Source organism: Nocardia kruczakiae NBRC 101016 (assembly GCF_001612965.1).
In the GTDB taxonomy this organism is placed as follows: Bacteria; Actinomycetota; Actinomycetes; order Mycobacteriales; family Mycobacteriaceae; genus Nocardia; species Nocardia kruczakiae.
This window is the reverse complement of sequence record NZ_BDBL01000011.1, coordinates 59,393-79,818: the sequence shown is the minus strand read 5'-3', so window position 1 is coordinate 79,818 and position 20,426 is coordinate 59,393. Positions and strand designations below refer to the sequence as shown.

The window sequence follows — 20,426 nt, the reverse complement described above, 5'->3', positions numbered from 1 at the left end:
TATTTCGCCTCCGCTGCCGCGTTCACCAGTAGGTGCCGGGCACCAATCGCGCGGCGCGGCGCAACGTCGAGCGTGTGACCCGCCCCGCCGTCGACGACTTGCGCTGCGGTTTCGCCTGCAACGCGGGCACTTCCGACTCCGGTTCGTCCTCGACCGGCAGTTCCCCCTTGGCGGCGGGGGAGTCCGGCAGTGCCCGGTAGTACCGGTGCATGACGCGATCCTTGATCCCCGGCGCGAACAGCGTCCCGTATTCGGCCAGGGTGCCCACGGGCACGTCGATGCGCCGCGGTCGCTCGCTCAGCGCGCGCACGATGGTGGCCGCCGCCCATTCGGGAGATTCCGACGGTCCCTGTTTACCGCTGGGCGCGATCATCGGCGTCCGCACCAGCGGCATGTGAATGGTCGTGAAAGTGATGTTGTCGGAGAGCATTTCGGCCGCGGTGACCTCCGCGAACTTGTCCAGGGCGGCCTTGCTGGCCAGATAGGCGGCGAAACGAGGCGTGGCGACCTGGACCCCCGCGCTCGAGATGTTGACGATGTGACCGAATTTACGCTCCCGCATCTGGGGCAGCAGCGCCAGCGTCATTCGCACCGCACCGAAATAGTTGACCGCCATGGTCCGTTCGAAATCGTGCAGCCGGTCGGTGGATCGGTGCACGGCGCGCCGGATGGAGCGGCCGGCATTGTTGACCAGCATGTCGACGTGGCCGTGCGTGTCGAGAATCGACTTCACGGTCCGGTCCACCGAATCGGAATCGGTGACGTCGCACTGATAGGCGCAGGCCTGCCCGCCCGCGGCGGTGATCTCCTCGACCACGGCGTTCAGTTCCTCGTCGCGCCGCGCGAGCAGCAGCACCACGGCCCCCTTGGCGGCGACGGCGGTCGCCGCCGCCCGCCCGATTCCGGAGGAGGCGCCCGTGATGACGACATGTTTTCCGGTGAGATCCCGGCGTGCCCGCCGACGGGACAGATAGCCCTGTTCGGCCGCGTGGTTATCCGACATCGCTGCTCCCTTGCAGGTCGATTTCCCCCGAACTTACTCCAAAGTAAGTTCCGCTGCCAAGGGGCCGGCGCACATCGCCGGGAGGAGCCGGGTAAGCCACGAGGACTACCCCGGCCCTCCTTCGGTCATCCCGCAGGGCGATGCCGGCCGGGTACTCCCGCGGTCATGCTGGGTGTTCGGATATCTGTGCGGGAGGAGACGACGGTGGGTCTGTGGACAGCGTTGCGCCGACGTTCGGCGGCCAGGGACGAGAAGGCCGGGGCCGATGCCCGGGCGAAGGCGCTCGCGGCGGGGGCATCCGAACGAGAAGCCGCTGCCGCCGCGGAGCAGGCGGTCCGGCGTGCGCGTCGGCGGCGTCGCGCCCTGTACGCCGGCGGATGAGCGGGCTCAGGCGGTGAGCCGGTCGTCCTCGCTGATGAACAGCGTCGCGACCACGCTGATCACCGCCGTCGCCACCAGATAGCCGCAGGCGAGCCAGGGAGTTTTGCCGCCTGCCGCGATCAGCGCCGTGACGATCAACGGAGTGATGCCCGAGGCGTAGATCCCCGAGACCTGATAGACGAACGAGAGTCCGGTGTAGCGCACCTCGGCCGGGTACAGCCCGGCGTACAACGTACCCTGCGCACCGTAGAACAGGGCATGGGCGACACCGAACACCGCGATGATCGCGAGGGTGAACACGACGATATTGCCGACCTCGAACAGCGCGAATACCGGATACACCAGCACGCCGTACGCGGCGATACCGGCGATGTAGACCCGGCGCGGCCCGAACCTGTCGGTCAGATTTCCGGATACCGGAATGAGGGCGGCCATCACGACCGCGGCGATGGTCACCGCGAGCAGTACCGGAACCTGTTCGAATCCGAGATGCCCGGTCGCGAAACTGATCGCGAAGACACCCCAGGTGTTGAACGCCGCGCCCTCACCCCATCGCGAGAGCAGGCCGAGGACGGTGTTGCGCCGGGTGCGCGCATTCCGGAACAGTTCGACCACAGGCACTTTCGAGATCCGATTGAGCCGGTCGATTTCCCGGAACGCGGGCGTCTCGTCGATCTTGAGCCGCACCACCAGGCCGATGACCACCAGAACCACGCTGGCGCCGAAGGCGATTCGCCAGCCGTAGTCGAGAAATGCCTGCTCGCTCAGAACCGAACGCAGCAGCGCGAAGACGCCGGTGCCGAGTGCGAGGCCGAGCGCCAAACCGATCTGCGGATAGCTGCCGAACCGGCCGACCTTCTTGCGGGGACTGTGTTCCACGGCCAGCAGTACCGCACCGGCCCATTCCCCGCCGAGTGCGAAACCCTGCAGAATGCGCAACGCCAGCAAAAGGATCGGCGCCGCGATACCGATCGCGGCACTGGTCGGCAGGACACCCATCAGCGCGGTCGAGCCGCCCATGATCGCCATGGTCAGTGCGAGGGTGCGTTTGCGCCCGATGCGGTCACCGATATGGCCGAAAACCAATCCGCCGACCGGACGCATCACGAAACCGACCGCGAATGTCGCGAACGACAGCATGGTTCCGACGAACGCGCTCGTATCCGGGAAGAACAGTTTGTTGAAGACGATGCCGGCGGCGGTGGAATAGAGGAAGAAGTCGTACCACTCGACCGTGGTACCGATCAGGCTCGCCGCCACCGCTGTTCGAGTTTCGGCGGCGCCGAGATGTTTTGTCCGCTCCTCGTGCTGCTCCGCGGCGCGCGTACTCGCCGGCGCGGACTCCAGTACAGACATGGGGTCCCTTTCCTTCCCGCCGTCGATTCGCGCAGTGACATTAGGGCGAGTCGGTATCCGCGAAAAGGATTCGAATCAGCGCGATTCCAGCGGCGTATATCACGGCGCTCGGTTCCGGCTCCCGCGCTGTGGGTGTGCAGGTCGGCGGCGCGGTCGACTTCCTCGGTGGCCTGCGAACGTCGCTGGTGGTCGCCGTCCTCGCACTGCTCGTCGCCGCGGCTGTCGGGGGCCTTCGTCCGGCCTGGCTGCCCGCAGCGGGGCTGCCTTCCCGAACCCTGGGCTAGCGAGTTAGCATCGATATCGAATATACGTTCGAATCGACGAAGGTGTTGCGGATGGGCTGGGGAAACGGCCCGCCCACCTGGGCGGAAATGGAGCGGGTGCTCTCCGGTCTGCCCGGTCGCGGGGCCACACCGCCGGGCGACGGCGGGGACAGCCCGGCGTGGTCGCATACCCGCGGCGAATACCGGGCGGGTACGCGGCCGGAGGCGAGCGGTCCGCTGGTGCCGTATGCGGAATTGCACACGCATTCGGCCTACAGCTTTCTCGACGGCGCCTGCCAACCCGAGGAAATGGTGGAGGAGGCGGTGCGGCTGGGGCTCGAGGCCTTGGCGCTCACCGATCACAACGGCTTCTACGGTGTGGTGCGTTTCGCCGAGGCCGCCGCCGAATGGGGGCTGCCGACGGTGTTCGGCGCCGAATTGTCGCTGGGGGAAACCCGCGACGCGGCAACGATATTCGGTTCGGCGCCGATGGACGATTCCCAGCCGCGCACGGGGGAACCGGACCCGTCCGGACCGCATCTACTGGTGCTGGCGCGCGGCCAGGAAGGATATCGGCGGCTGTCGCGGGAGATGTCGGCGGCACATATGGTGGCCGGCGAGAAGGGAATCCTGCGGTACGACCTGGATCGGCTCGCCGCCGCCGCGGCCGGGCACTGGCATATCCTCACCGGCTGCCGCAAAGGTCACGTGCGCCGGGCGCTGGAACGTGGTGATGCCGAGGCGGAGGCGGAGCTGTGCCGGTTGATGGATCTGTTCGGACGCGACCGGGTGAGCGTCGAACTCACCCACCACGGAGTGCCCGACGACGACGAACGCAATGCCCGGCTGATCGCCCTCGCCACACGGCTGGACGTGCCGGTGATCGCCACGACCGCAGCGCATTTCGCCACCCCCGCCCAGGGGCGCCGGGCGATGGCGCTGGCGGCGATCCGGGCCCGGCGCAGTCTGGACGAGATCGACGGCTGGCTGCCGCCGACCGGCGGCGGGCATCTGCGGTCGGGTGCGGAAATGGCCCGGCTGTTCGCCGAATGCCCGCAGGCGGTGGCCGGGGCGGTCGATCTGGCCCGCGAATGCGCCTTCGATCTGCGCTTGATCGCCCCCGAATTGCCGCCGTTCGATGTGCCGCCCGAGCACGACGAGAATTCCTGGCTGCGAGAACTCACCCTCGCCGGGGCGCGCGAGCGATACGGCCCACCGGAGGGAAATCCCAAGGCGTACCGGCAGATCGAACACGAACTACGGATCATCACCGAACTCAATTTTCCCGGCTATTTCCTGGTCGTGCACGACATCGTCCACTTCTGCAAGCGCAACGACATCCTGTGCCAGGGCCGGGGGTCGGCGGCCAATTCCGCGGTCTGCTACGCGATCGGCATCACCAATGTGGATCCGGTCGCCAACGATCTGCTGTTCGAACGCTTTCTGGCGCCCGAACGCGACGGTCCGCCCGATATCGATCTGGATATCGAATCCGATCGCCGGGAGGAGGCGATCCAGCACGTCTACCGCAAGTACGGTCGCGAATACGCCGCGCAGGTGGCCAATGTGATCACCTATCGCGGTAAGTCCGCGGTGCGCGATGCCGCTCGCGCGCTGGGGTTTTCGCCCGGCCAGCAGGACGCGTTCGGCAAACAGGTGAGCAGGTGGACCGGGGTGGCGTCCGAGACGCATACCGATATTCCGGATCGGGTCCTGGAATTGGCGGGCGAGATCGAGGGCCTGCCGCGGCATCTCGGCATTCATTCCGGCGGCATGGTGATCTGCGATCGGCCGATCGCCGACGTCTGTCCGGTCGAGTGGGCGCGCATGCCCGGCCGCAGCGTGCTGCAGTGGGACAAGGACGATTGTGCCGCAGCGGGTCTGGTGAAATTCGATCTGCTCGGCCTGGGCATGCTCTCGGCCCTGCACTACATGATCGATCTGGTGCGCGAGCACAAAGGTGAGGTCGTCGAATTGCACGCCCTCGATCTCACCGAATCCGCCGTCTACGAGATGCTCGCGCGTGCGGATTCGGTGGGTGTCTTCCAGGTCGAGTCGCGCGCCCAGATGGCGACGCTGCCGCGGCTGCGCCCGCGTGCCTTCTACGATCTCGTCGTGGAGGTCGCCCTGATCCGGCCCGGTCCCATTCAGGGCGGTTCCGTACATCCCTATATCCGCCGGCGCAACGGCCGGGAGGAGGTGACGCTCGACCATCCGGCGCTCGAGAGTTCGCTGGCCCGCACCCTCGGAATTCCGCTGTTCCAGGAACAGCTCATGCAGATGGCGATCGATATCGCGGGATTCACTCCCGCCGAGGCGGATCAGTTGCGCCGCGCGATGGGATCGAAACGGTCACCGCAGCGCATGGAGCGGCTGCGCGGCCGTTTCTATCAGGGCATGCGCGATCTGCACGGAATCACCGGCGAGCTGGCCGATCGCATCTACGAGAAGATCTACGCCTTCGCGAATTTCGGTTTCCCGGAAAGTCATTCGCAGAGTTTCGCCGCGCTGGTGTTCTATTCGGCCTGGTTCAAACTGCATCATCCCGCCGCGTTCTGCGCGGGACTGCTGAACGCGCAGCCGATGGGTTTCTACTCTCCGCAGTCGCTGGTGGCCGACGCCCGCCGGCACGGGGTGGTGGTGCACGGGCCGGATATCAATCACAGCCTGGCCGGGGCGACGCTCGAGCAGCACGGAACCCAGGTGCGGCTGGGTTTGTCCGCGGTCCGGCACATCGGTGACGACGTGGCCGAGCAGATCGTCGCGGCCCGGTCCTCCGGTCCCTATCGGTCGTTCCTGGACCTGACCGGCCGGGTCGAGTTGTCCGTGCCGCAGGCCGAGGCCCTGGCCACCGCGGGTGCGCTCGGCAGTATCGAATCCGCGTCCGGTCGCGGGCTCGATCGGCGGCAGGCGCTGTGGGCGGCGGGTGCGGCGGCGGGGGAGCGGGCGGATCGGCTGCCGGGGACCGGGGCGGTCACCGACGCGCCGGCGCTGCCCGGGATGAGCGAACTGGAAATGGCGGCCGCCGACGTGTGGGCGACCGGTGTGTCGCCCGGCCGCTATCCCACCGAATTCCTGCGTCCGCGCCTGGACGAACTCGGCGTGGTCGCCGCGAACCGGCTGCTCGCCGTGCCCGACGGGTCCAAGGTGCTGATCGGCGGCGCGGTGACGCATCGGCAGCGACCGGCCACCGCGTCCGGAGTCACCTTCATCAACCTGGAGGACGAGACCGGCATGGTGAACGTGGTGTGCTCGGTGGGCCTGTGGCGCCGCTACCGCCGCATCGCCCAGGGCGCCCCCGCGCTGCTGATCCGGGGCCGGGTGCAGAACGCCGAGGGCGTGGTGAGCGTGGTGGCCGAACATCTGCAGCGCATGGACCTGCGGATGGCCTCGAAGTCGCGTGATTTCCGCTGACCGGCCGTTGCCGCCTATACGGCCCCCGGGAACCCCAGCTGCCGCCATGCCTCGTACACCGCGACCGCCGCGGCATTGGACAGGTTCATCGACCGGCGGCCAGGCAGCATCGGGATGCGCAGCTGGTCGGTGATGTGCGGGTCGGCCAGGACGTCGTCCGGGAGGCCGGTCGGTTCCGGGCCGAACAGCAGAACGTCACCGGCACGGTAGGCGATGTCGGTGTTGTGCGTGGTGGCATGGGTGGTGAAGGCGAAGACGCGCTCGGGACGCAGGGATTTCCATGCGGCGGAAAGGTTTTCGTGCACGGTGACCACCGCGAGATCGTGGTAGTCCAATCCGGCGCGGCGCAGCTTCGGCTCCGACAGATCGAATCCGAGCGGCTCGATCAGATGCAGTTCGCACCCCGTGCCGGCCGCCAGACGGATCGCATTGCCCGTGTTCGGTGGGATACGCGGTTCGAAGAACACCAGCTTGAGCACACCGAGACGGTACCGTTTGCCGGCATGTCACCGGTCGCGGACCACCTTGAACCGGATGCCCACGGTGGCGGCACCGGCCCCCGCCACCGATCCGCGGGCGGTGCCGTCATGCGAGAATCGCAGCCGTGACCGACGTGCCGACCACCCACCCGCAGCATTCCAGCCCGGCGAGCCGCTTCTTCCAGGTTCATCTGCCGATGCTGCTGGTCGTCGTGGTGCTGCTGGTCGCGGTGGTTTTCCTGGCCCAGGACCGGTGGCGGCGCGGTGCGTTCTTCATCGGCGGTGCGACGCTGCTCGCGGCCGTGTTGCGGTTGTGCCTGCCGACAGCGCGGGTCGGGCTCCTGGCGGTGCGCAGCCGTCCGTTCGACATCGGCGCCTATACCGTGCTGGGCGGCGCGATCATCGTGCTGGCGGCCACCATCAGCAGCCTCGGCGTCGGCTGAACTCGGAGGACGGACTCAGGACGCGCGGGCGTCCTGCGCGGCGCGCGCCAGTTCCATCGTCTGCTCCAGCAATTTGCCGATGGCCTCGATCTCGGTGAGGAAACCGTCGTGGCCGTCGCGCGAGTGCACGACTTCCAGACCTTTGCAGCCGGGCAGCAGATCGGCCAGTTCCTGCTGGGTCCGCAACGGATACAACCGGTCCGAATCCACGCCGCCGACCACGCACGGCACCGGGGTGGCGGCCAGCGCGGCTTCGATGCCGCCGCGCCCGCGGCCGACGTCGTGCCGGTTCATGGCCTCGGTCAGCAGCACGTAGGTGGCCGCGTCGAACCGTGCGACCAGCTTGTCGGCCTGATGCTCCAGATAACTCTGCACCGCATAACGGCCACCGTCCCAAGGGTTTTCGTCGCCCTGCGCGGTGTTGGCGAACCGGTGGTCGAGCTCGAATTCGGTGCGGTAGGTCAGATGCGCGATCCGGCGCGCGATGCGCAGTCCGGCCAGCGGCCGGCGGCCGGTGCCGTGATAATCGCCGTCCTGCCAGTCCGGATCCGAGGTGATCGCGGCGATCTGGGTGGTCTGGGTGCCGATCTGATCTGCGGTGGCGCGGGCGCCGACCGCCAGCACCAGGGCCGCGTCGACACGATCGGGGTATCCGACCATCCATTCCAGCACCCGCATGCCGCCCATCGAACCGCCGACCACCGCGGCGATACGGTTCAGCCCGAGCAGGTCCAGCAGCGCCACTTCGGCGCTCACCTGGTCGCGGATCGAAATCTCCGGAAAGCGTGCCCCCCAAGGTTTTCCGTCCGGCGCGAGGGACGAGGGGCCGGTGCTGCCCTGGCAACCGCCCAGAACGTTGGTCGCGATCACGCACCAGCGGTCGGTGTCCAGTGCCGCGCCGGGTCCGACCAGTCCGTCCCACCAGCCCGGCAGGGCGTGCAGTTCGTCGGGTTGCCCGCAGACGTGCGAATCGCCGGTCAGCGCGTGTTCGACCAGCACCACGTTGTCCAGGCCGGGGGCCAGTTCACCCCAGCGCTGCACGGCCAGTTCGACACCGGGGACGACCGCGCCGTTCTCGAGGCGGACATCGCCGACCCCGATGATTCCCACCGTGCCGTCCGGCGGGGGTAGCAGTGTCGTAGCGCCCGGGCGGGAAGTGCTCGATTCGATACTCACGGTCACCGTGCCGTCACCACGTCGAGCCGTGCCACGCGATCGATCCCCATCACCCGCATCGGCCCGCGGACCTGCCGGAACGCGACGCCGGCGGCCGCCGGGTCGGCGCACGGCGAGAGCGCGCGCGTGGTCGAGGCGGTACGGAGGGCTGGGGCACACACATCCCCGATGGTAGCGATACGGCTGCGCCGCTCCGCCGCCTCCACGGACTTGCCGGCGATGGGCACGGTGGACTCGCTCACTTGTTGCTCCTGACAGTCGCGCTTGCTCTCGGCTTTCGAGAGCCCGGTCAATCACCCGGAGCACCCCACCGCAACTGGAGGGTTGCCGGCCAGCGAGCCGGGGCTTGGCGCTGGCGCTCATGACCTGCCGTGGATGGTAACAATCGGGCACGACGGGGGCGAGGGTTGGGCTCGCCCGATTCGAGTCGGATGTTCGCGGCGTATGTCCGTTTCCTCGCCGATCGGCATCGGGCCGATGTGACGGGGGTAGCTCTCAATGGGACCGCCCCTGTCAGTGAGACCCAGCGCACCAGTACGCTTGTCTTGTTTAGCACCAGGCGTCTCGTGGACAACGCGGGGCGTATACGTTGTCTGTTGAACAGCTGGGGTCCGCTCACAAGCGTGCTCGCCTGGCCGTGCAATGGGAGCACACCTTCCTTAGGAGGACACGAAGATCCATGTCCAAGATCAAGGTTGAAGGGACCGTCGTCGAACTCGACGGCGACGAGATGACCCGGATCATCTGGCAGTTCATCAAGGACAAGCTGATCCATCCGTACCTCGATGTGAACCTCGAGTACTACGACCTCGGCATCGAAACCCGCGACAAGACCGATGACCAGGTCACCGTCGACGCGGCCAACGCCATCAAGAAGCACGGCGTGGGCGTCAAATGCGCCACCATCACCCCCGACGAGGCACGTGTCGAAGAATTCGGCCTCAAGAAGATGTGGCGTTCGCCGAACGGCACTATTCGTAACATCCTCGGCGGCACCATTTTCCGCGCGCCGATCATCATTTCCAATGTTCCGCGTCTGGTTCCCGGCTGGACCAAGCCGATCATCATCGGCCGTCACGCCTTCGGTGACCAGTACCGCGCCACCGATTTCAAGGTGCATCAGGCCGGCACCGTCACGATTCAGTTCACCCCGGAGGACGGCTCCGAGCCGATCGTCCACGAAGTGGTGAAGATGCCCGAGGACGGCGGCGTCGTCATGGGTATGTACAACTTCAAGAAGTCGATCGAGGACTTCGCGCGGGCGTCGCTGAACTACGGCCTGCAGCAGAACTACCCCGTCTACATGTCGACGAAGAACACCATCCTGAAGGCCTACGACGGCATGTTCAAGGACACCTTCCAGGAGATCTTCGAGACCGAGTTCAAGGACGAGTTCGCGGCGGCCGGACTGACCTACGAGCACCGGCTGATCGACGATATGGTCGCCTCCGCGCTGAAGTGGGAAGGCGGCTACGTCTGGGCCTGCAAGAACTACGACGGCGACGTGCAGTCCGACACCGTGGCGCAGGGCTTCGGCTCGCTGGGCCTGATGACCTCGGTGTTGCTCACCCCGGACGGCCGCACCTGTGAGGCCGAGGCCGCGCACGGCACGGTGACTCGCCACTTCCGGCAGCACCAGCAGGGCAAACCCACCTCCACGAACCCGATCGCCTCGATCTTCGCGTGGACGCGGGGTCTGGCGCATCGCGGCAAGCTGGACAACACCCCCGAGGTCATCGGCTTCGCGCAGACCCTCGAGGACGTCGTCATCAAGACCGTCGAGAGCGGCCAGATGACCAAGGATCTGGCGCTGCTGGTCGGCGGCAACCAGGGTTATCTGACCACTGAGGAGTTCCTCGGCGTGCTGGATGCGAACCTGGCGCGCGAACTGAGCTGAACGCTCACGACCGGCCGGAATCCGGCGCGGCCGGTAGACATATCCGGGCACCCGCCCCCACCGATCCCGGTGGCCGCGGGTGCCCGAATTGCTTTCCGCACCCGATCGCGTGAGTCGAATCACCCCGGCCGCCGGTATCGCCGCGGCCGCCGCGTGTGTTGGCCACACCCATGGCCGACTCAGCTCCCGTGCGCACCGCACCACCCGTCGACTTCCCACCGGAGTCACCCGCGAGTGCCGCGTCGTCCCGTGCGGCGCTCGGCTCCGGGGCGGCGCCGCAGACTCGCACCGGATGGCACATTCCGGCGATGCTCGCGCTGGCGCTCGGCGGTTTCGGGATCGGCACCACCGAATTCGTCACCATGGGACTGCTGCCCGACATCGCCGCGGACCTGCATGTTTCGGAGCCCACCGGCGGACATGCCGTCTCGGCGTACGCGCTGGGCGTGGTGGTCGGCGCGCCCGTGATCGCGGCGCTGTGCGCCCGGATGCCGCGCAAGCGCCTGCTGATCGCCTTGATGGTCGCGTTCACCATCGGAAACATCGCCTCCGTGCTGGCCCCGGCCTTCCCCGCTCTGGTCGCGGCCCGGTTCGTCGCGGGCCTGCCCCACGGCGCCTATTTCGGCGTGGCCTCGCTCGCGGCCGCCTCGCTGGCTCCGGTGGGGCAGCGGGCCAAGGCCGTCGCCGCGGTGATGCTGGGCCTGAGCGCCGCCAATGTGGTGGGCGTTCCCGCCGCCACCTGGCTGGGGCAGGGCCTCGGCTGGCGCGACGCCTATGTGGTCGTGGCCGTCATCGGGCTCGCCACGGTCTTCGCGATCAGCCGCTTCGTGCCCGATCTGCACGGGGTGCGGGTGACCGATCCGCGCACCGAGCTCACCGCCCTACGCCGTCCGCAGGTACTGCTGACGTTGCTGGTCGGCGCGGTCGGCTTCGGCGGCATGTTCGCGGTGTACACCTACATCACGTCCACGCTGACCGATGTGGCCGGCATGTCGCAGGGGCTGGTTCCGATCGTGCTGGCGTTGTTCGGCCTGGGCATGGTGGCAGGCAATATCGTCGGCGGGGTGCTCGCGGACCGCGGTGTGGACCGCTCGGTCTTCGCCGCGATGATCGCCATGGTGGTGATCCTCGCCGGATTCGTTGCCGCAGCGCACAACCCGTTCACCGCCGCCGCGGGCGCCTTCCTGGTCGGCGCCTCCGGAGCCGCGCTGGCACCCGGTCTGCAGACCCGCCTGATGGATGTCGCCCACGACGCCCAAACCCTCGCCGCCGCCCTCAACCACGCCGCATTGAACATCGCCAACGCGGCGGGCGCGTGGCTGGGCGGGCTGGTGATCGCGGCGGGGCTGGGATACACCGCACCCGCCGTCGTGGGAGCGGGGCTGGCTGTGGCCGGGGTGGTGCTGTTCACCATCACTGCGTGGTCGGCCCGCAGGGTCCCGGCGCACCGCGAGGTTGCTGTGGGGCGCGGCTGAACATCGGCGACCGGGCGAGAAGTGCCATGTCGTCGGTTCGTCGCAGCGCCTGACGATCCGACCGCGCCCTACTCCTGGCAGTGAGAAACCGCCCCGGCAGCTCGCTACGATGACGGCGTGCCGCATACCGCTGACCGGACGGTGACACGATCGGTATCGAAATCATGAGTGCCGCTGAGGTTTCCGCCGCGGAATTCGACACCGACTTCGGTGGCTTGCATCGAGCCACACCCCGGGCGGTCCATCGATTGCCGTCCGCCTTTCCGTCCGCCCTGCTCGGCTCCGGCCGGCCGTTGACGCTTCGTGGTTCCGGGCATTCGTGCGCTGGGCAGACGGTCACCGGCGACGAGCTGCTGGTCACGTACGCGCCCGAGAGCGCGACCCGGGAGATCCGGGACCTGGGTAACGGGCTGTTCGAAGTGCCCGCCGGTGCAAGCTGGCACGGGCTCGAGCGATATCTGAACGGGCACGGTCGGGCGTTTCCGGTGCTGCCGAACTATCTGCACATGTCGGTCGGTGGCACCTTGTCGGTGGGCGGTGCCGGATCGGATTCGATCCGATCAGGCTGGCAGGTCGACCAGGTGGAACGTATTCAACTGATCGACGGAACCGGTAGCAGCCGTTGGTGTTCCCGGACCGAACACCCCGAGTTGTTCCGGTTCGCGCTCGGAGGACTGGGCGCGGTCGGCCTGATCGAGCGTGTGGTGCTGCGGACGGTCGAGCATGAATCTCTGATGCACGAGCATCGCAACGATCACGCGACGCTCGGCGCGCTCGCCGAATACACCGCGCGAGTCGCAGGCGACGTCGACGTCGACTCCTATTGGGGAATGTCTCGGCGCGGCCGGATCAGATCGGTCACAGGATGGCGAGGCGCCCGCTCGAGAGGCGCATGTGAACGCGAGAACTGCGCCGTTGTCATCCGGTCGCAGCAGTGGGAGTCCGATCCGCACGCCGCGCGGCAGACTCCTCCCGGGCGAGGACGGATGTGGGCCGACTACGTCGTACCGGCCGAGCATTGTATTTCGATGATCGAAAACGTTGCGGCACAGCTTGATCGCGCACCGTTCGACGATCCGTCGACCATGGTGTACATCCTGGTCATTCGGCACGCTGCCGACGCCGTGCCCTTCGCTTTCGCACCTATCCTGCCCGCCCCCGTCTCGGTCGGGGTGGGGCTGTATGCCACCGTCGATCGGGAGCCCGCCGCCGAAGCCGCTGCGTGCCAGACCTTTCGCGACTTGCAGCGAAGCTGTTGCGAGCTGGGCGGCCGCCCGTACCTATACGGAGTCGTCGACCTCGACGACGCGAAGGCTGCTGGTCTCTACGGCGACGACCTCGATCGGCTCGCCGAACTTCGTGCCTCGCTGCGGCTCGGGCACGTCAATGCGAATCTCGCGATCGTGCGAGCGGCCGGGCGGACCTGAGCTCGGTTTCCGAGGGGTCTCCCACATCGGTGTGCCATAGACGTTCAGTTTGTCGATGCCATCGTCCGGTGAGAAACCCAGTGCGAGCGCTGAACAGCGCCAGATCGCGCTGTTGGATCGCGCGGCGTGATCCAGTGCATCGATTGCCCGTGTGCTGCCGTGATGCCGCACAGCCAGCTCACGGACCAGCGCGTTGATGTCGTCGGAGCGCCTCGTAGCCAATGACACGGTGTATGAAGGGTCTTCATCTGCGCGGCGGGAGCAGCAGACGAAGTAGCCGAAGTCGTGCAAGTGGGCGGCGTCTACACCGCACCTGGTGAATTCGGACAGTGCTTCCCAGGCAGAATCGCCGAAATAGCGGACCAATTTCATCGGCACCGCTACGTCTCGGGAGCGTGCTCGCACGTAGAGCTTGTAGGTCAGGCGGGCGTACGCGTCGACCTCTACCGCCAGTCCGGCGTTGCGAAACAGATCGTCGTTCTCGGGTATCGGACACAATCCCTCGAACCCGGGCCATCGTCGGCTCACGGCCTCCAAGGCATCGGCCCTCGCGGCCGGGCTGCAGTACACCTTGAGACCGGCAAGGCGATCCGGCTCGGCGGGGTCATGCACAATCCCGAGCCACATAGCCGGACGTCGCCCCCGCTCGATCGCGGCAGGATCAGGGTAGACAGTGGTGACGAACGCGTGCAGAAGGTCGACCACCTCGTCGTTCCCATCCGGCAGCCAGGAGACCAGCCCCGCGATGGCGGCGAGGTACGCCTCCAGCCGAACCGCGAACTCCGGTTCCCAGGTGGAGGTTTCGGTTATGTAGCGCAGCAGCCGGGCGGAGTGTCCCCGCCCGCCGGTCACGCTGGCTTCGAACGGCATGCCGGCTACTGTGATCCCGCTGGAGCGACGCCCGCTCGGTGTGCGTGTGTCCAATCGGCCACCACAGGCCCGAAGCAGCACCGAGCGAAGAGATTCCGGCGTGCAACCGGTGCCGATCCGCTCGGCGACATCGACCAGGAAGTCCCCGGCCGACCGGGCCGCCGCGGCCGTCATGTCTCTTGCGTGTCGGTGCTCGGCGGGCGCGTGGAGGTTGTCGACGATGCGGAGACCACCGTGGTCGGCTGGACGACAGCGTTCGCCTGTAGCTGTCCCTGCTGGTCCGAATCCCCGGCCCCGGCCGGTCGGAAGAAGCCTTGGAATCGGCCGAATGCTCCGTTGTCGTAGTTGGGAAGCTCCTCCAGACTGACGTGCCGCATCTGGCCGTCGGTGATGATGTAGTAATTGTTGGTGCCCTCGCGGACGATCACCGCACTGCGATCGGCCCACTGCACGACATCGCCGGTGTGCAGATTCGAACCGTCGATCGGTGTGGCCTGCGCGAAGGCGCTGCCGTAGGCGGCGGCCGCATCGCTGCCGTTCGGATTGTTGAACGCCCTGTTCACGGCGTCGGCCACAACTGCGGGAACCTTTTGCGGCGCACTGCCGTCCGGCAGTTTCATGTCGACCATGGAATTGCCGATATGCGGGGCCGTGCCGGAAGCCGGCGTGGCCGAGACGGCCGAGGCCGGATTCGTGTAGGCGGCCTGCTGCGCGGTGGCGCCCGCCGCCGTCTGCGCCGAATTAGCCTCGGGAAGAAGTGAATTCGACTGTCTTCCGAGAGCGGATGACAGGGGGTTCTGGCCGTACTGCGATGCGGAATTGTTCTGATTACCCGCCTGGTTCATGAATCCGCCCGACCCGAAGTTCCCCATCGGATTGTTCATATACCCAGCCAAGGGATTCATGGCTCCGGTGAACGGATTCGACGCCGCGGCGGTGGTTCCGGTGGAATTCTGACCGGTGGCCCCGGTACTGCCGGTGTTGCCGGTAAGGGCGTTCGCTATCTGGTCCCATGCCGTGGAATCGGAAGAGTCGGAGCCGCTGGTCGAGGCGCTGCCGTCGCCGGTGCCGGTGCCGGTGCCGGTGGCGCTCGCTCCGTCGACGTTCCAGAGATCCGAGATATCGGTGGCATCGGTCTGGGATTGTCCGTCGGACAGGTCGCCGAAAATGTCACTGTAGTCCGTCTGGTCGGCCAGATCGGTGGTACCGGAGGTGTCGGCGACGGGCGTGTAGGGCGTCGCCGGCGCTGCCGGTGCCGCAGGGGCCGCCGGTGCGGCGGGCGCCGCTGGTTTCTCCGGTTCCTTCGGACCCGGATCGTCGACGCCGTCGGCCTTCTTCTGAAGCTTCATCGCCGTGTCGTCGTAGATTTTGTTCCATTTGTCGACGGCGGTTTGGATGGGGGTGACGTAGTACTTCTGTTCTGCTTCCGGCGTGAGGACGAAATTATCGTTTTCCGTCTTCCGGGTGTAGACCACTTCGCCGGGGGCGGTGACCGTAGCAGTTTCGTGTGGCCCCGGTAAAGTTATCTTGTTGTCTTTCGGGGCGTACTTGCTGAAATCCTGTTGCAGGTCCTTGTTGAGGGCTTCTTTGACGTCGTGCAGTTGCCCAGCGCATTTCTTGATATCGTCCTTGGTATCCTTTGTCGTGAAATTGACGTCCTTGTTTTTCTCCTGATAAGTCGTGTCGCGCTTCTCGTAGAGGGATTTGAAGTCGTTGTAGGTATCGATCACGTGGGACCACCCGTCGACACTGCCTACCTGATGGTTCTCCAGGACCGTACTGAAGTCGGGTGCATCCTTGGGGTCGCGGGAGCCGAGCGAGTCGAAACCGCTTTGCATGGTCTCCTGCGTGTCGTTGATCAGCGTCTTCAGCGCATCACTCGCACCTTTCGGGACCCACAGCAGTACTTCCTCGTAGTGCTTCTTGCCATCGCCGTATCCGAATCCCCAGCCAGAGCCGAATTTTGCCTCGGCCTCGCCCTTCGCCGCCACCTGGTCGGTCTTGACCTTCTTGGCGGCGTTCAAATCATCGTTGCCCAACGCCGTTGCGAGGCCTTTGTACTTGTCCTCCTTGCGAGGGTCCCAATTGCCGGAGTCTACGTCGTCTGCGAGATCTGTGCGCTCCTCTTTGGACAGATTGTTCCAAACCAGCTCTAACTCGGTCGGGTTGAGGGCGAGCATCTTGTCCAGAATGTCTGTGGCGTCTTTTTTCTCGTAGTAGTCGTCGTTCCACGTATGGTCGTGTTTATCGTGGATCTCGTTGGTGAGATCAGCGACTGCTTTCGTATTCACGTCCGTCATCGGATACGCCCTTCTTCACCGTGCAGCCCTGAATTCACCGGAATTGTCGAATATTCGGCGACCGGAACCGGCGTGGTCTCGTATCCGGTCGACACCGCATCGGCGCCGGTGTTCGCCCTCCGCAGCATGCTCTGGAGCTGTGGATGTTCAGCGATCTGATCGTGGACGTACAGGACATCGCGAAGCGTTGCGCGGTCGCTGTTCCTCGTCGACAGCAGCGACACCAATTCATCGGCGCGCCGTTCGAGTGTCCGGCTACGCCGGCGGTTCACGTCCGGTGACAGTCGGTCGGCTCCGGCGCTGACAACCTGCGATGCGAATACCGATGGAGCTGCGGCGGGCGGCGCGAATACCGCCGTGGACAGCGCGATGTCGGGGCGCGCGGGGACAGCGGAGTTCTCCTGAGCGTATGCCGGCAACTTCTGCCCGGCACGCAGCGACTCGAGCGTCCGTAAGCGGTGGACCCGCTGTGTCGAATTCCCCGCAGCGGCGTCGGAGACCACCTGCCGAACCAACTCGTCGGCGGTGCTGGCGAAGTGCAGGCATGCGGCGTGAATGTCGGAATCGGGTATCTCTGCGGCGCGCTGTCGTGACACCCGGGATCCACACATATCCAGCCGGTCGGATAGGCCGATACCGGGCCGCGACAGGTCGACAGCGGCTTCGCTCGCGGTAACCTCCTCCGCGACAGCCACTTCACCACCGAGGGTGGAGCGCAGGAAGTCGTCCACCGTGGTCGACGACGCGAGGGCATACAGTCGTCCCCGGTTGTTGCGATATGCGTGGTGACCGAATTCGGTGAGGATCCGGGCGGGGTCGGAGCTGCTCTCGAGCGTCGTGATGGCGGCCCGGCCCTCGGCATCGAGGATCGAATCCCATTGCCACGGAATAAGAACCTCGGAGGGTAGGAACAACCCCGGCGGAAGCCATCCACGTCCCTCTGTGGAGGTCAGCAGGACGACAGCGCCTTTGCGGTTGCGCACTACACCCGTTGCCCACTCGATACCCGGCGCCGTGTCGCCGATCGCGAAGAGCACGGCGCTCAATAAGGTCCGCGCCAGCGTCAGGTCGTCGTCGACGTGATCGCCGACCACCAACGGCGGCAGAGACTGTCGCCCTTCTCGCGCCTGATGAATCGAGGCCGCGAACGGTCCGCTTCGCAGCGGCCTGGGCGGGGGCGCGCCCGGGCCGTCCGGTCCGGGGCCTGGCGGGGGTGGCGGCGCCACCCCTCCGCCGAGCGGGACGTCGTGTCCTTCGTCGATTCCGTATCCGGAGGTGAAGGGGGCGACGTCGTCGGGCGCTGTGTGCTCTCCCGAAATGGCGTGCAGAGTGGCGGGCACGGGATCGTCGTGTGGAGGGTTCGCGAGCGAGGGCGGCAAGTCCACGGGCGCAGCCGTGTTCGGTCCTGCGAACGCCTGCTCAGGGTCGTAGCTTGACGGGAATGTGCTGGGTGTCGGCGAGTCGGTCTCGGGGGCGGGGTGCGCCGGACCGACCGGTGGCGCGGACGTATGCGGCGGGTCCAGCGTTGATCGATGCGGTGAATCCGGTTGCTGCGCAGAAACTTTCGGTGTCGACCCGTCCGGAGCGCCTTGCCCGTGGGTTACCGGACCGGCACCCCCTTGCGGGCCCGAGTTGGCGATCTGCTTTCCCCCGGAGAGTTCGGACTGTTCGATTCGGTCCGCAGCTGCCAGTAGAGCGTTCTTCGTGCGTTCACTCGAGGCAGCTTGTGCTTCGGCCTTGTCGTGGCGCTTCTGGTAGTAGTCGTGCAAGGCCTTGTGCATCGGGTGCGCGATGGTGCCGTAGCTGCCCGGGAACCCTTTGAGCCACTCCTCGGGTATCTCTCCCCATTTCCGCATAGCGTCCGCGTACCTCTGGAGTTGCCAGGCGGCCTCGCGCAGCCGATCCGGGTCCTGATCCAGATAACCTGCCATAACTGGCCAATCCTCCCGCCCAGCCGTCCGAACCTATTCTTCTGGGTTCCCAGTGGTGGAGGGCTTTGGTGCGTCCATCTCCGCCCGCCACTGCCGCGCCTTCTCGGCCAGCGGCACATGGTGATGTCCCTCGTTCATGGCGAAGTCGTACTGCCGGCGTGCGTTGGCGGTGCTCTCCCGGATGGCCGCCATGATCTCGGCGACCAGCTCGTCGTTGCCGAAGCGGTCGCAGGTGCCGGGGGCGAGGTACAGGTCCGTCAGCTGGCCGTAAACGTTGATCTCGGGAATCACCATCCCGCTCGGCGAGGGTCGGCGCGCGACTATGCCATCGGCACGCTCACGCATTTCGGCGATGCGGTGCTTCAACTCTCGTCCCATCGCCATCGCCACGCGCACATCGGGGTGAAGTTCTCTCATCAATCCTCACGCTGCTCCGGCGGGACATCTCGACATGCCGGCCCGCGAGCCCCGCCGACTCGTCGAACAGAGTCGGGCGCAGCTCGTCACCGACTGGTCGATATTCAGTCTCTCAACTCGAGTCGCCGACGTGCGGGGGTGTGATTTCCCACTGTGGGGAAGTGACTGCTTGCCGAGGCCCAACCTCCGCTCGTTCGCCCCTCCGGCGTGGTTGAGTGATCCGGAGCAGGCGGCAGCACTCGACCGGGAGGTCAGAATGGATCCGCGAATACAGGGGAGTGGCGGTGGTGATGCGCGGCGGCGGGCGGTGGTGTATGCCGCCGCGCGGACCACGCTGACGACGATCGTGCTGGTGGCGCTGTATTTCGTCCTGCCCCTGCGGCATTTGAACGAGCTGGGTCCGATTCTGGGGCTGTGCGGTGGACTGGTGGTGGTCGTGGTGCTCATCGTGCGGCAGGCGACGCGCATCGTGGCCGCGCCCTATCCCGGGCTGCGCGGGGCCGAGGCGCTGACCATGATCGCGGTGGCCTTCATTCTCATGTTCGCCACCACGTACGTCCTGATGTCGGCGGCCGAGCCGGACAGTTTCTCGGCGCTGCTGACCCGGATCGACGCGCTCTATTTCACGGTGACCGTGCTGGGGACGGTCGGTTTCGGCGATATCGCGGCGACCTCGCAGGCGGCGCGCGTCGTGGTGACCGTGCAGATTCTGGCCGATCTGGCGCTCATCGGCGCCGGGGTGCGAGTGCTGCTGGCCGCGATACAGCGCGGACGGGCGGCGCGCGAGCCCGAGTGAGTTTCATGCACGCGTGTATGTAAGTGTAGGATTTCCGGATGGCCAGATCTGTCGTCGGCAAGCCGCCGCGTCGCACCCAGGAGCAGCGCAGCAGCGAGATGCGGGTGCGATTGCTCGACGCGACCATCGATTGCCTGGTCGAATACGGCTATGCGGGCACCACGACGCCGCGCGTCGCGGAGCGGGCCGGGGTCACCCGCGGCGCGCAGGTGCACCACTTCGGCTCCAAAACCGATCTGGTCGTGGCCGCGATTTCCCACCTGGCGCAGCGGCGCACCGAGGCTGCGATGAAGGAGCTGGGCCGGTTGCGCGCCGGTGACGATCCGATCGGCGCCACCCTGGACGCGATGTGGGAGCTGCATCAGGGGCCGCTGTTCGTCGCGGCCATGGAGCTGTGGGTGGCCGGCCGCACCGATCCGGTGCTGGCCGCCGAGGCCGAGAAGGTCGAACCGTTCGTCAACAACGCCGTTCTGATGGCGGTGTCGCAGCTGGTCCCGGATGAGTTGCGGCGCAAGGAAGTTCGCGACTTCGCCTATACCGCGATGGATACCTTGCGCGGAATCCTGGTCTCCAACTTCGTCTCTCCGGATCCGGAGCGCGCCCACCGTCGCTGGCAGCGCGCGTCCGCGCACCTGCGCCGGGCCGCCGAATCCGCACTCCCGGGCCTCGGAATGGGCGGCTGACGCCCGTACCGTCACGCTGCTGCGTCGGCGGCAAGGCGCGAGCTGCAGCGAGCTACAGATGCGCCTGTACGTATCAACACAAACGTTCTAGCTGGGCATACCTCCCGAACTCACG

General features: G+C 66.7%; 17 protein-coding genes and 1 riboswitch. Of the genes, 9 read left to right on the top strand and 8 right to left on the bottom strand.

Annotation, left to right across the window (positions count from 1 at the left end; all coding sequences use genetic code 11):
• Positions 1-22: 22 nt before the first annotated feature.
• Positions 23-1,003: an SDR family NAD(P)-dependent oxidoreductase gene (locus NK1_RS10240; protein ID WP_063008293.1), complete on the bottom strand. Its 981-nt coding sequence runs from the start codon at positions 1,001-1,003 to the stop codon at positions 23-25.
• Between the two features lie 204 nt (positions 1,004-1,207).
• Here NK1_RS10240 and NK1_RS34390 point away from each other — a divergent pair, with 204 nt between their 5' ends.
• Positions 1,208-1,384: a hypothetical protein gene (locus tag NK1_RS34390; RefSeq protein WP_157104191.1), complete on the top strand. Its 177-nt coding sequence runs from the start codon at positions 1,208-1,210 to the stop codon at positions 1,382-1,384.
• Between the two features lie 6 nt (positions 1,385-1,390).
• Here the strand turns inward: NK1_RS34390 and NK1_RS10235 are convergent, their stop codons facing one another.
• The gene (locus tag NK1_RS10235; RefSeq protein WP_063008292.1) at positions 1,391-2,740 is read right to left on the bottom strand and encodes an MFS transporter; all 1,350 of its coding nucleotides are present in this window, start codon (positions 2,738-2,740) and stop codon (positions 1,391-1,393) included.
• A 128-nt stretch (positions 2,741-2,868) separates the two neighbouring features.
• On the opposite strand from NK1_RS10235, the gene NK1_RS34385 reads away from it, so the two are divergent.
• Both NK1_RS34385 and NK1_RS10230 read left to right on the top strand, forming a co-directional pair.
• Positions 2,869-3,024 (top strand): hypothetical protein, encoded by a 156-nt coding sequence (locus NK1_RS34385; RefSeq protein WP_157104190.1) that lies wholly within the window; start codon positions 2,869-2,871, stop codon positions 3,022-3,024.
• Positions 3,025-3,075: 51 nt separating this feature from the next.
• Positions 3,076-6,417, top strand: a complete 3,342-nt coding sequence (locus NK1_RS10230) for an error-prone DNA polymerase (protein WP_063008291.1) — start codon at positions 3,076-3,078, stop codon at positions 6,415-6,417.
• 14 nt (positions 6,418-6,431) lie between these two features.
• Here NK1_RS10230 and NK1_RS10225 read toward each other — a convergent pair whose 3' ends face one another.
• Positions 6,432-6,896 carry a tRNA (cytidine(34)-2'-O)-methyltransferase gene (locus tag NK1_RS10225; protein WP_036498362.1) on the bottom strand — a complete coding sequence of 155 codons (465 nt, stop codon included), beginning with the start codon at positions 6,894-6,896 and terminating at the stop codon, positions 6,432-6,434.
• Between the two features lie 197 nt (positions 6,897-7,093).
• Between NK1_RS10225 and NK1_RS10220 the strand changes: the two genes are divergently transcribed.
• Positions 7,094-7,339 (top strand): DUF3017 domain-containing protein, encoded by a 246-nt coding sequence (locus NK1_RS10220; RefSeq protein WP_063008338.1) that lies wholly within the window; start codon positions 7,094-7,096, stop codon positions 7,337-7,339.
• A gap of 15 nt (positions 7,340-7,354) precedes the next feature.
• On the opposite strand, the gene metX is transcribed toward NK1_RS10220, so the two are convergent.
• Complete coding sequence (gene metX, locus NK1_RS10215) at positions 7,355-8,473, bottom strand: homoserine O-acetyltransferase MetX (RefSeq protein ID WP_374726736.1); 1,119 nt, start codon at positions 8,471-8,473, stop codon at positions 7,355-7,357.
• 44 nt (positions 8,474-8,517) lie between these two features.
• On the bottom strand, positions 8,518-8,757 hold the full coding sequence (locus NK1_RS10210) for a hypothetical protein (RefSeq protein ID WP_063008290.1): 240 nt from the start codon (positions 8,755-8,757) through the stop codon (positions 8,518-8,520).
• A gap of 13 nt (positions 8,758-8,770) precedes the next feature.
• Positions 8,771-8,882: riboswitch (SAM riboswitch) on the bottom strand.
• 312 nt (positions 8,883-9,194) lie between these two features.
• Between NK1_RS10210 and NK1_RS10205 the strand changes: the two genes are divergently transcribed.
• From NK1_RS10205 to NK1_RS10195, 3 genes are all read left to right on the top strand, one after another.
• Complete coding sequence (locus NK1_RS10205; protein ID WP_030513542.1) at positions 9,195-10,412, top strand: NADP-dependent isocitrate dehydrogenase; 1,218 nt, start codon at positions 9,195-9,197, stop codon at positions 10,410-10,412.
• 308 nt (positions 10,413-10,720) lie between these two features.
• Positions 10,721-11,887, top strand: a complete 1,167-nt coding sequence (locus NK1_RS10200) for an MFS transporter (protein ID WP_063008336.1) — start codon at positions 10,721-10,723, stop codon at positions 11,885-11,887.
• Positions 11,888-12,051: 164 nt separating this feature from the next.
• Entirely contained in the window at positions 12,052-13,314 is a 1,263-nt protein-coding gene (locus NK1_RS10195; RefSeq protein WP_063008289.1) for an FAD-binding protein, read from the top strand.
• A gap of 1,040 nt (positions 13,315-14,354) precedes the next feature.
• Here the strand turns inward: NK1_RS10195 and NK1_RS34380 are convergent.
• From NK1_RS34380 to NK1_RS10180, 3 genes are all read right to left on the bottom strand, one after another.
• Positions 14,355-16,484 carry a hypothetical protein gene (locus tag NK1_RS34380; RefSeq protein ID WP_157104189.1) on the bottom strand — a complete coding sequence of 710 codons (2,130 nt, stop codon included), beginning with the start codon at positions 16,482-16,484 and terminating at the stop codon, positions 14,355-14,357.
• Positions 16,481-17,824 (bottom strand): hypothetical protein, encoded by a 1,344-nt coding sequence (locus NK1_RS10185; protein ID WP_245660419.1) that lies wholly within the window; start codon positions 17,822-17,824, stop codon positions 16,481-16,483. The genes NK1_RS34380 and NK1_RS10185 overlap by 4 nt, the downstream gene beginning before the upstream one ends.
• Positions 17,825-18,448: 624 nt before the next feature.
• Positions 18,449-18,832 (bottom strand): hypothetical protein, encoded by a 384-nt coding sequence (locus NK1_RS10180; protein WP_157104187.1) that lies wholly within the window; start codon positions 18,830-18,832, stop codon positions 18,449-18,451.
• Between the two features lie 256 nt (positions 18,833-19,088).
• On the opposite strand from NK1_RS10180, the gene NK1_RS10175 reads away from it, so the two are divergent.
• Both NK1_RS10175 and NK1_RS10170 read left to right on the top strand, forming a co-directional pair.
• Complete coding sequence (locus NK1_RS10175; RefSeq protein ID WP_063008286.1) at positions 19,089-19,628, top strand: potassium channel family protein; 540 nt, start codon at positions 19,089-19,091, stop codon at positions 19,626-19,628.
• A 38-nt stretch (positions 19,629-19,666) separates the two neighbouring features.
• Complete coding sequence (locus tag NK1_RS10170; protein ID WP_063008285.1) at positions 19,667-20,311, top strand: TetR/AcrR family transcriptional regulator; 645 nt, start codon at positions 19,667-19,669, stop codon at positions 20,309-20,311.
• The last annotated feature ends 115 nt before the right edge of the window (positions 20,312-20,426 follow it).